Source organism: Variovorax sp. P1_H12_2, from assembly GCF_056405335.1.
In genome coordinates this window covers 1-8678 of record NZ_JBFUCI010000275.1, presented here as the reverse complement: position 1 = coordinate 8678, position 8678 = coordinate 1, and the positions used below count along the sequence as shown (strand labels likewise).

At 66.7% G+C, this 8678-nt stretch carries 9 protein-coding genes and 1 pseudogene; 1 reads left to right on the top strand and 9 read right to left on the bottom strand.

Annotated features, from left to right (window positions below; translation table 11 throughout):
- Together AC1D2K_RS23490 and AC1D2K_RS23485 are read right to left on the bottom strand one after the other, a co-directional pair.
- Nucleotides 1-262, bottom strand: a pseudogene (locus AC1D2K_RS23490) (allantoin permease); the annotation flags it as partial.
- Nucleotides 263-665: 403 nt separating this feature from the next.
- A complete protein-coding gene (locus tag AC1D2K_RS23485; RefSeq protein WP_478091380.1) occupies nt 666-998 on the bottom strand; it encodes a PRC-barrel domain-containing protein in 333 nt (110 codons plus the stop codon).
- A gap of 330 nt (nt 999-1328) precedes the next feature.
- On the opposite strand from AC1D2K_RS23485, the gene AC1D2K_RS23480 reads away from it, so the two are divergent.
- Nucleotides 1329-1523: a hypothetical protein gene (locus AC1D2K_RS23480; RefSeq protein WP_478091378.1), complete on the top strand. Its 195-nt coding sequence runs from the start codon at nt 1329-1331 to the stop codon at nt 1521-1523.
- A 41-nt stretch (nt 1524-1564) separates the two neighbouring features.
- On the opposite strand, the gene AC1D2K_RS23475 is transcribed toward AC1D2K_RS23480, so the two are convergent.
- The 7 genes from AC1D2K_RS23475 to AC1D2K_RS23445 form a co-directional block, all read right to left on the bottom strand.
- Nucleotides 1565-2578 carry an NAD(P)/FAD-dependent oxidoreductase gene (locus AC1D2K_RS23475; protein WP_478091377.1) on the bottom strand — a complete coding sequence of 338 codons (1014 nt, stop codon included), beginning with the start codon at nt 2576-2578 and terminating at the stop codon, nt 1565-1567.
- Nucleotides 2579-2667: 89 nt separating this feature from the next.
- Entirely contained in the window at nt 2668-2997 is a 330-nt protein-coding gene (gene fdxA / locus AC1D2K_RS23470; protein WP_478091376.1) for a ferredoxin FdxA, read from the bottom strand.
- A gap of 42 nt (nt 2998-3039) precedes the next feature.
- Complete coding sequence (locus AC1D2K_RS23465; protein ID WP_478091374.1) at nt 3040-4368, bottom strand: sulfate adenylyltransferase subunit 1; 1329 nt, start codon at nt 4366-4368, stop codon at nt 3040-3042.
- A gap of 125 nt (nt 4369-4493) precedes the next feature.
- Nucleotides 4494-5447 carry a sulfate adenylyltransferase subunit CysD gene (gene cysD, locus AC1D2K_RS23460; RefSeq protein ID WP_478091372.1) on the bottom strand — a complete coding sequence of 318 codons (954 nt, stop codon included), beginning with the start codon at nt 5445-5447 and terminating at the stop codon, nt 4494-4496.
- Nucleotides 5448-5457: 10 nt separating this feature from the next.
- Complete coding sequence (locus AC1D2K_RS23455) at nt 5458-6282, bottom strand: phosphoadenylyl-sulfate reductase (protein WP_478091371.1); 825 nt, start codon at nt 6280-6282, stop codon at nt 5458-5460.
- A 108-nt stretch (nt 6283-6390) separates the two neighbouring features.
- On the bottom strand, nt 6391-6783 hold the full coding sequence (locus tag AC1D2K_RS23450; RefSeq protein WP_478091370.1) for a DUF934 domain-containing protein: 393 nt from the start codon (nt 6781-6783) through the stop codon (nt 6391-6393).
- Nucleotides 6780-8561: a nitrite/sulfite reductase gene (locus AC1D2K_RS23445; protein ID WP_478091369.1), complete on the bottom strand. Its 1782-nt coding sequence runs from the start codon at nt 8559-8561 to the stop codon at nt 6780-6782. Before AC1D2K_RS23445 ends, AC1D2K_RS23450 begins: the two co-directional genes overlap by 4 nt.
- Nucleotides 8562-8678: the final 117 nt, after the last annotated feature.

Sequence of the window (8678 nt, the reverse complement as noted above, 5' to 3'; positions counted from 1 at the left end):
GCCCGCTCTCGCAGCCCAGCCGCGCGGTCCAGGCCAGCAGGCCGGCGCCGATGCAGGAGCCCAGCGCGATCGCGAGCACGGCGTCGCGGGTGCCGACCGCCGGAACCAGGTAGGCGCCGATCTGCATCACCAGCAGACCCACGCCGAGGCTGAACCACAGCGCCATGTGGTCGTGCCACTGGAAGACGCGGCCGGATTCGCGCAGCGGCGTCAGTGCCTCGTTGGCCCCGGGCGGCGCAGTCGGGTCGTTCGTTCTTGCCATCCATTTGCTCCCATGCAAATTGTTTGGCAGGTGGGCGAGGCCGGCAGCAGAACCGCCGCGCGAGAAACGTGGCGGCCGCCGGACCAGCTTCCCTGCGCGAGGATTACCTCAAGTCACCAAAATCACTCAGTGGCACAACAGGTTCAAAGGGTGTGATCTCAGCCGGCCCGAGTGATCGGGCCAGCACCCCCAGCGAATGCGCGCATTGTAGTTCCGGACAAAAAAAGCCCGCGTCTGCGCGGGCTCTGAAGGGGACGCGTTTTGAATGCAGTTCACGCAGCAGTGGCAATCAGGCCTTCCGAACTCCGCACCGTCAGACGGATCCGTGTGGCGCCGTACGAAAAAGAACCCGCCGGGCGTGCGCGGGGCGGGTTCTCAACAACGTGTCGCAGGCCCAAAGCGGCTAGGAGCCGTAGTACTTGTCGACGTTCGCCCGGTAGATCTCGTCGTAGTCAGGCACAACATCTGTCGAATAGCGCGGCGCGCCTTCCAGCTGGGCCTTGTCAAGCGGAACCACGTAGCCATCCTTCGATGTGTCGTACTTGAGGATGCTCCATGGAATGGGATAGCGATCCGCTCCCATTCCCAGGAAACCGCCGAACTCCAAGACGGCATAACGCACTTGACCTGATACCTTGTCGATCATGAGGTCGTCGATCGTGCCGAGCTTGTCGCCCGTGACGTTGTAGACCTTCGTGTTTTCCACGCGGTCGGAAGAAATGACATCAGAAGCCATGAGTTTCTCCATGCCGGGATGGCTGGGGCTACCGGCGGGTGTGCAAAGCCCAGCAATCGATGTATCGCCTCAACGCAGGGCGGCCCGCATAGGTTTTCGATTTGTCTTGATGTAGGCGTTCCCCCATCAGACTGCGTCTTGAATGGCGCCGGTCGGCAGCCGCTTCGCCGGGATAGAGCGGCGCGCACCTCGCCCGAGCGCCGCGCAGGCAACGGCAGTGGCCTCGCGCCCGCTTTTTTCTCGACAGCGCGCTGCGCTCTTGTCCGACAGATCTTTGCAACGGTCAGGCGTAGTTTCACGCCTTCGACCTCATCAGGATGGAGGATCGCCATGAAATCCGAGCAGGCAGAGATGGGCGAGAACGCCAGTGACATTGCATTTCGCTGGGGTGTGGTTGCCGTGATCCTGGTGGCGGTCGGAACACTGGTGTACAACTTCTTCGCTGACGAAGAGCCCGTTGATCTGGGCACCGCCACCACGCAGGTCGCGCCGCAGCACCTGCGTATCGGGGCGGCGAGCAATTAGAACCAGAACCGGGGGATGCGAGCGCTGGCGGCAGCCGCAGGTCAGTGCGCGACGCCGAGCAGCGTGTGCAGGCGCGTGCTGGTGGTGGTGTATTGCAGCGGAATCGCCTTGTCGGGAAAGACGATCGCGGTGGCGCCCCAGGCCGCCAGCGTGGCCTCATGGAAGCCGCAGACGATGAGCTTCTTCTTGCCGGGGTAGGTGTTGATGTCGCCGACGGCGAAGACGCCGCGCTCGCGCGTCTCGAACTTCTCGGTGTCGACCGGCACCTGCTTGCGCTCGAGCGCCAGGCCCCATTCAGCGACCGGTCCGAGGCGTGGGGAGATGCCGAGGCAGCCGATCAAGGCGTCGAAGGGCAGCGCCACGGTCTGCGCGTCCGGCGTGGCGACCTGGAGCTGCGTGTCATCGAAGCCCACGGGCTGGCCGATCTGCAGGTGGATCGCGCCGGCTGCGATGCGCTCGCGCAGTGTTCGCAGCGTTTRCTCGTCGGCCTGGAAGACGTCGCGGCGGTGGAGCAGCGTGACCTTCTTCGCCAGGGGCGCGAGCGCGAGCGCGGTGTCGAGCGCGGCCTCGTCGCCGCCCTGGACGATCAGCGATTGCCCCGCGAAGCGATCGAGGGTGTCGGGATGGTAGAAGAGCCTGGTGCCTTCGAGTCGCTCGATGCCCTCGACGGCGATGCGCTTGGGCACGAAGGCGCCGACGCCCGCGGCGATGAAGACCGTCTTGGCCAGGAAGGAGCTGCCGCGCGACGTGGCCAGCAGCAGCCGGCCATCATGCTGGCGGGCGAGGGTCGCGATCTGCTCGCCGAAATGGAATTGCGGCTTGAACGGTGCGATCTGCTGCAGCAGCGATTCCGCCAGTGCGCGTCCGGTGGTCATCGGCGTGCCCGGGATGTCGTAGATCGGCTTGTCGCCGTAGAGCTCGACGCATTGGCCGCCGGCACGCGGCAGGGCATCGACGATGTGGCAGGAGATCTCGAGCAGGCCGAGCTGGAAGGCCTGAAACAGGCCGACCGGTCCGGCGCCGATGATCAGCGCGTCGGTTTCGACCGGAGGCATCAGGCCGGCGCCGAGCCGCCCCTAGGCGGCCTGCGGCACCCTCGGGGGGCAGCGATGACACGCAGTGCGAAGCGTGGGGGGCGCATGCTTCAGCGCACCAGCTCCGAGATCTTGCCGGTCTTGTCCTTCCACTCTTCCGCGTCGGGCAGCGCCGGCTTGCGCTTGGTGATGCTCTTCCAGCCGTCGGCCAGCGCCAGTTCGGCGTTGAGCTTGATGAAGGCCAGCTGGTCGGCCGGAAGGTCTTCCTCGGCGTAGATCGCGTTGACCGGGCACTCGGGGATGCAGACCGCGCAGTCGATGCATTCGTCGGGGTCGATCACCAGCATGTTCGGCCCTTCACGGAAGCAGTCGACCGGGCAGACGTCGACGCAATCGGTGTATTTGCAGCGGATGCAGGATTCGGAGACGACGTGGGTCATGGTCTTGGCAAGCGGGGGGAATGATCGGGGAAACCCCGAATTTTAGGCCTTTGTGGCGGTGGGCCGCACGAGCACTGCGGCGGAGGTCCGATGGGAAGCGGTGTCCACGAGGATCAGCGAGCCCAGAGTGCGCGATTGCGTGAATGGCAGCACGGCCAGCGGCTGCTGCAGTGCCAGTACCACGTCACCGATGGCATTGGCTTCGAGCCGCTCCGTGGGCTCGGCATCGAGGGTCGTGATGTTGAGCCGGTCGACGATGCGCGCCACCTTGGCCTTGACCCAGCGGTGGCCCTGCAGCGCCCAGTACACCCGGCCAGCGACCAGCGGCTCGTCGTCGAGCCAGGCGACGGTCGCGGTGATCTCGCGAACCGGCTCGAAGGCGTCGGGCGCCAGCAGCCAGTCGCCGCGCGAGACGTCGAGTTCCCGGTCCAGCACGATGCCGGCGCTGTGACCCGCATGCACGGCCTTCGGATCGCGCGTGTGGCTCAGTACCTGCGCCACGGTGGCGTGCTGGTTGCTCGGCAGCACGGTGACGCGCTGTCCGGGCTCGACATGGCCGCTGGCGACCCGGCCCCAGAACACGCGGCGCCCGCGCGAGGTGTCGGCCGAGGCGGAGAACTTCTCGACCCACTGCACCGGGAAGGCGAAGGGGACGGCCTCGTCCTGGGCGGTGACCGGCAATTGCTCGAGCAGTTCGAGCAAGCTGGGGCCTTCGTAGCCGGCCCAGGCGGGATGGCGCGAGGCCACGTTCCAGCCCTTGAGCGCCGAGATCGGCACCGTGGCGGCCACTTGCACGCCGGCGGCTTCGGCGAAATTCGAGAGCGCGGCGGCGATGCGCTCGAACGCGAGTTCGGCGTCGTCGATCGCATCGAGCTTGTTGACCGCGAAGACGATCGACTGCACGCGCAGCAGATGGCACAGCAGCGTGTGGCGGCGGGTTTGCGGCAGCAGTTCGCGCCTGACCACTTCGCCGTCGCCGACCTCGGCGGCCCAGGCCAGCTTGGTGGCGTCGACCAGCACCACGGCGGCGTCGGCGCTGGATGCGGCCGTGACCATGTTGCGCGTGTACTGCTCATGGCCTGGCGCGTCGCCGATCACGAACTTGCGATGCGCGGTGGAGAAGTAGCGATAGGCGACATCGATCGTGATGCCTTGCTCGCGCTCGGCCGAAAGGCCGTCGGTCAGCAGGGCCAGATCGGTTTCGCCGCCGCGCTGGACGCCGGCCAGCTGGTCCTGCAGCACGGTCTTGCTGTCGACCAGCAGGCGGCCGATCAGGGTGCTCTTGCCGTCGTCGACGCTGCCGCAGGTGATGAAGCGCAATGCGGCGCCGGTCTCGGCATGCTGTTCAAGGGTTGAAATCGTCGCGTTCATATTCATTCTCTGCAATGCGCTGTCCTGTTCGTGAAACACCGCGGAACCGGCTCCGCCGGGCCGCTGGTGTTGCCCCCGGTAGGGGGTGGGCGGGCTGCACGCAGTGAGCCCAACCTGGGGGCGAGCTAGAAGTACCCGTCTTTCTTGCGCTTTTCCATCGAGGCTTCGGAAGTCTTGTCGTCCATCCGGGTTGCGCCGCGTTCGCTGACGTCCGCCGCCAGCGTCTCGATCACCACGTCGGCCGCATCGGCTGCGAGGCTGTCCACGGGGCAGGTGCAGGTGATGTCGCCCACGGTACGGAAGCGCACGTCGCGCACTTCGATCTGCTCGCCGTCGCGCGGCGGCGTGAGTGCGGTCACGGGCACGAGCAGCCCGCGGCGTTCGATCACTTCGCGCTTGTGCGTGTAGTAGATCGAGGGCAGGGCGATGCGCTCGCGGTCGATGTACTGCCAGACGTCGAGCTCGGTCCAGTTCGAGATCGGGAACACGCGGAAATGTTCGCCCGGTGCGAGACGCGTGTTGAAGAGCGTCCACAACTCGGGGCGCTGGTCCTTCGGCTGCCATTGGCCGAAGCTGTCGCGGTGTGAAAAGATGCGCTCCTTGGCGCGCGCTTTTTCTTCATCGCGGCGGGCGCCGCCGATCAACGCGTCGAAGCGGAACTCCTCGATGGATTCGAGCAGCGTGACCGACTGGTGCACATTGCGCGATTCGTCCGGATGGGCCAGGCGCACCGTGCCGCGCTTCATCGAGTCCTCGACGTTGCGCACGATCAGCTCGGCGCCGAGTTCCCTGGCGCGGGCGTCGCGGAAGGCCGTCACTTCGGGGAAGTTGTGGCCGGTGTCGATCATCAGCAGCGGATAGGGAATCCGGCCGATGCCGAAGGCCTTCTCGGCGCACTTGAGCAACACCAGCGAATCCTTGCCGCCCGAGAACAGCAGCGTCGGCCGCTCGAAGGAGGCCGCCACCTCGCGCAGGATGAAGATGGTTTCCTCCTCGAGCGCATCGAGCTGCGTGTTGGACAGGCGCGTGAGCGACTGCGTGGTCGGCAGCAGCAGATCGGGTTCGGTACGGGCGTTCATGAGGCGGGGTTCAGTTCGGGATGGCACGGATGGGGATGGCGCGGTTCGGCAGTGGAGAGACGGCGGAGACTGCGGAAACTGCGGATAAGGGTTCGAAGGCCGCGGGCTCCTCGCCTTCGTGGCTGCCATCGGCCGCCACGTGCAGGCCGCATTCCTTGGCGCTTTCCTGCTCCCACCACCAGCGGCCCGAGCGGAAGTCCTCGCCCAGGGTCACGGCCCGCGTGCAGGGCGCGCAGCCGATGCTCGGATAGAACTGGTCGTGCAGCGGGTTGTAGGGCACTTCATGCAGCGAGATGTAGTGCCAGACGTCGCCCCAGGTCCAGCGCGCGAGCGGGTTGACCTTGACGCGCTCGGCCTGTTCCTCGATGAACTCGACCTCGGCGCGGGCGCCCGACTGCTCGCGGCGCAGGCCGGTGATCCAGCCGCGCTTGCCGGCCAGCGCGCGTTCGAGCGGCTCCATCTTGCGGATGTGGCAGCAGGCCTTGCGCAGTTCGAGGCTGCGGTACATCGCCTCTTCGCCGTTCTCGGCGACGAAGGCGGCGGCATCCGCCTCGATCGGACGGTAGACATCGACCTGGCGGCCGTAATGCACCTGCAGCCGGTCCAGCAGGTCCAGCGTCTCGGCGTGCAGCTTGCCGGTCTCGAGCACGAAGACGCCCGCCGGCACCTGGAAGCGGTGCAGCAGGTCGGTCACGACCATGTCCTCGGCGCCGAGGCTGGAGGCCTGCGTGATCGGCGTGAATTCGGTCGCTGCGCCGCGCAGCAGCGCCACGCTCTCGGCGAGCTTGTCGTCGAAATCGGCAGAGGGCTTGGCGTAGAGCGAGATGGCGTTCATATCAGTCTTTTCGGGGAACGCCGCGGAACCGGCTTTGCCGGGCCGCTGGCGTTGCCCCCTTGAGGGGGGAGGCGGCGACACGCAGTGAGCAAGCAACGGGGGTGGGTTTCATGCCCGTTTGAAGATGGGGGTGGCTTGCACTGCGTCGCCCTGGTAGAAGGCGGCGAAGCGGTCGAACTGCCGCTGGGCGGCGGAGGCGTCGACGCCTTCCTTCAGCACCGCGCTCGAGAAGCCGGTGCGCTGCATCTGCACCAGCTGGTCGATGAGCACGTCGCCGGTGGCGCGGATGTCGCCCTGGAAGCCCAGGCGGCGGCGCAGCAGGAAGGCCTGGCTGTAGGCGCGGCCATCGGTGAACTTCGGGAAGTTCAGGTCGATGCGCTCGACGTCCGTGAGGCACACCTCGATCGCGAGCGGGTCGGCGTCGTTGGGCAGCTGCAGCACATTCGGCTCGCCGTTGTCGACGTGGTCCTCGGCGGCGATGAGTCGAAGCGTCTTGTTCATGCAGCCACCTCCTCGACCTTGAAGCGTGCGCCGTTGGCGGCGGCCTTGAACGGCTCGATACCGACCCGGCGCAGCGCGTCGATGAAGGTCTCGCCCGCTTCGCGGGTGTCGCGGTAGGTGTTGAGCACGGCCTCGATCACGTCGGGCACTTCGGCTGCCGAGAACGACGGGCCGACCACCTTGCCGGCCTGCGCCGCACCGCTGAGCGTGGAGCCGTCGGAGCCGCCAAGCGTGACCTGGTACCACTCCTTGCCGTCCTTGTCGACGCCGAGGATGCCGATGTGGCCGCTGTGGTGATGGCCGCAGGAGTTGATGCAGCCGCTGATGTGGAGATCGATCTCGCCGAGGTCGTCGAGTTCGTCGAGGTCCTGGTAGCGCTCGGTGATGGCTTCGGCGATCGGGATCGAGCGCGCATTGGCCAGCGCGCAGAAGTCGCCGCCGGGGCAGGCGATCATGTCGGTCAGCAGGTGCACGTTGGCGCTCGCGAAGCCGGCCTCGCGGGCCGCCAGCCACAGCGCATGCAGGTCTTCCGCATGGACCCAGGGCAAGAGCAGGTTCTGGTCGTGCGTGACGCGGACTTCGCCGGCGCTGAAGCGGTCGGCCAGCAGGGCTGCCGTGTCGAGCTGGTCGGCCGACGCGTCGCCGGGCGCCTGCAGCAGGCGCTTGAACGACAGCGTGACGGCGCGCAGCGCGGGATTGCGGTGCGGCGCCACGTTGCGCTGCAGCCAGCGCGCGAACATCACGTCGTCGGCGGCCTGGGCGCGCAGGTCGGCATCGGTCTCCTCGGCGCTGCGGAACACGCGGGTCGCCAGTGTCGGCGGCACGAAAGAGGCGCTCACGCGGTCGAGTTCGGCCTGGGTGATGGTGTGCGGCGCGCCGTCGTGCTCGATCACCTGCTTGTACTCGGCCTCGACGTCATCGATGTAGCGCTGGCCTTCGGCCTTCACGAGGATCTTGATGCGGGCCTTGTAGATGTTGTCGCGCCGACCGTAGCGGTTGTAGACCCGGACCACCGCTTCAAGGTAGTTCATGATCTGGTTCCACGGCAGGAACTCGCGCAGCACGGTGCCGATGATCGGCGTGCGGCCCATGCCGCCGCCGACCTGGACCCGGAAGCCCAGTTCGCCGGCCGCGTTCTTGAGCAGGTGCAGCCCGACGTCGTGCCAGCCGGTGGCGGCGCGGTCCTCGGTGGCACCCGTGATCGCGATCTTGAACTTGCGCGGCAGGAAGGCGAATTCGGGGTGCAGCGTGCTCCACTGCCGCATGATTTCAGCGAACGGGCGCGGGTCGGCGATCTCGTCGACCGCGACGCCGGCACGCTCGTCGCTCGTGATGTTGCGGATGCAATTGCCGCTGGTCTGGATGCCGTGCATGTCGACCGTCGCCAGCAGGTCCATCACGTCGGCCGACTTCGACAGCGGGATCCAGTTGTACTGGACGTTCTGGCGCGTCGTGAAGTGGGCGTAGTGGGTCGGCAGCTTGTGCGTGCCGAGCTTGCCCTGGGTGGCCAGCGCGTTCTTGTAGACCTCGGCCTCGGGCTCGTCGTAGACGCGCGCGATCTTCGCCAGCACGCGCAGCTGACGGCTCGACAGCTCGCCATAGGGCACGGCCACGCGCAGCATCGGTGCGTAGCGCTGCACATACCAGCCGTTCTGCAGGCGCAGCGGTCGGAATTCGTCCTCCGCGAGCTTGCCCGTCTGCCAGCGTTCGAGCTGGTCGCGGAACTGGGCGGCACGCAGGTGCACGAACTGGCGGTCGAAATCTGTGTATTGGTACATCGTGTGTCAGTAGCTGGAAAGCGGTGCGTCCACTGCTCGTCGAAGCGAGCGAGGAATGTAAAAGCGAGGCTTATGGAAACAAACTATTTTTTGGTTCGCGCCTTATGCGGATAAGCA

What these genes read in the sequence shown, in the direction of transcription:
- AC1D2K_RS23485 (WP_478091380.1), bottom strand. Translation starts at nt 998, where the DNA reads ATGGCTTCTGATGTCATTTCTTCCGACCGCGTGGAAAACACGAAGGTC.
- AC1D2K_RS23480 (WP_478091378.1), top strand. Translation starts at nt 1,329, where the DNA reads ATGAAATCCGAGCAGGCAGAGATGGGCGAGAACGCCAGTGACATTGCA.
- fdxA (WP_478091376.1), bottom strand. Translation starts at nt 2,997, where the DNA reads ATGACCCACGTCGTCTCCGAATCCTGCATCCGCTGCAAATACACCGAT.
- AC1D2K_RS23465 (WP_478091374.1), bottom strand. Translation starts at nt 4,368, where the DNA reads ATGAACGCGACGATTTCAACCCTTGAACAGCATGCCGAGACCGGCGCC.
- cysD (WP_478091372.1), bottom strand. Translation starts at nt 5,447, where the DNA reads ATGAACGCCCGTACCGAACCCGATCTGCTGCTGCCGACCACGCAGTCG.
- AC1D2K_RS23455 (WP_478091371.1), bottom strand. Translation starts at nt 6,282, where the DNA reads ATGAACGCCATCTCGCTCTACGCCAAGCCCTCTGCCGATTTCGACGAC.
- AC1D2K_RS23450 (WP_478091370.1), bottom strand. Translation starts at nt 6,783, where the DNA reads ATGAACAAGACGCTTCGACTCATCGCCGCCGAGGACCACGTCGACAAC.
- AC1D2K_RS23445 (WP_478091369.1), bottom strand. Translation starts at nt 8,561, where the DNA reads ATGTACCAATACACAGATTTCGACCGCCAGTTCGTGCACCTGCGTGCC.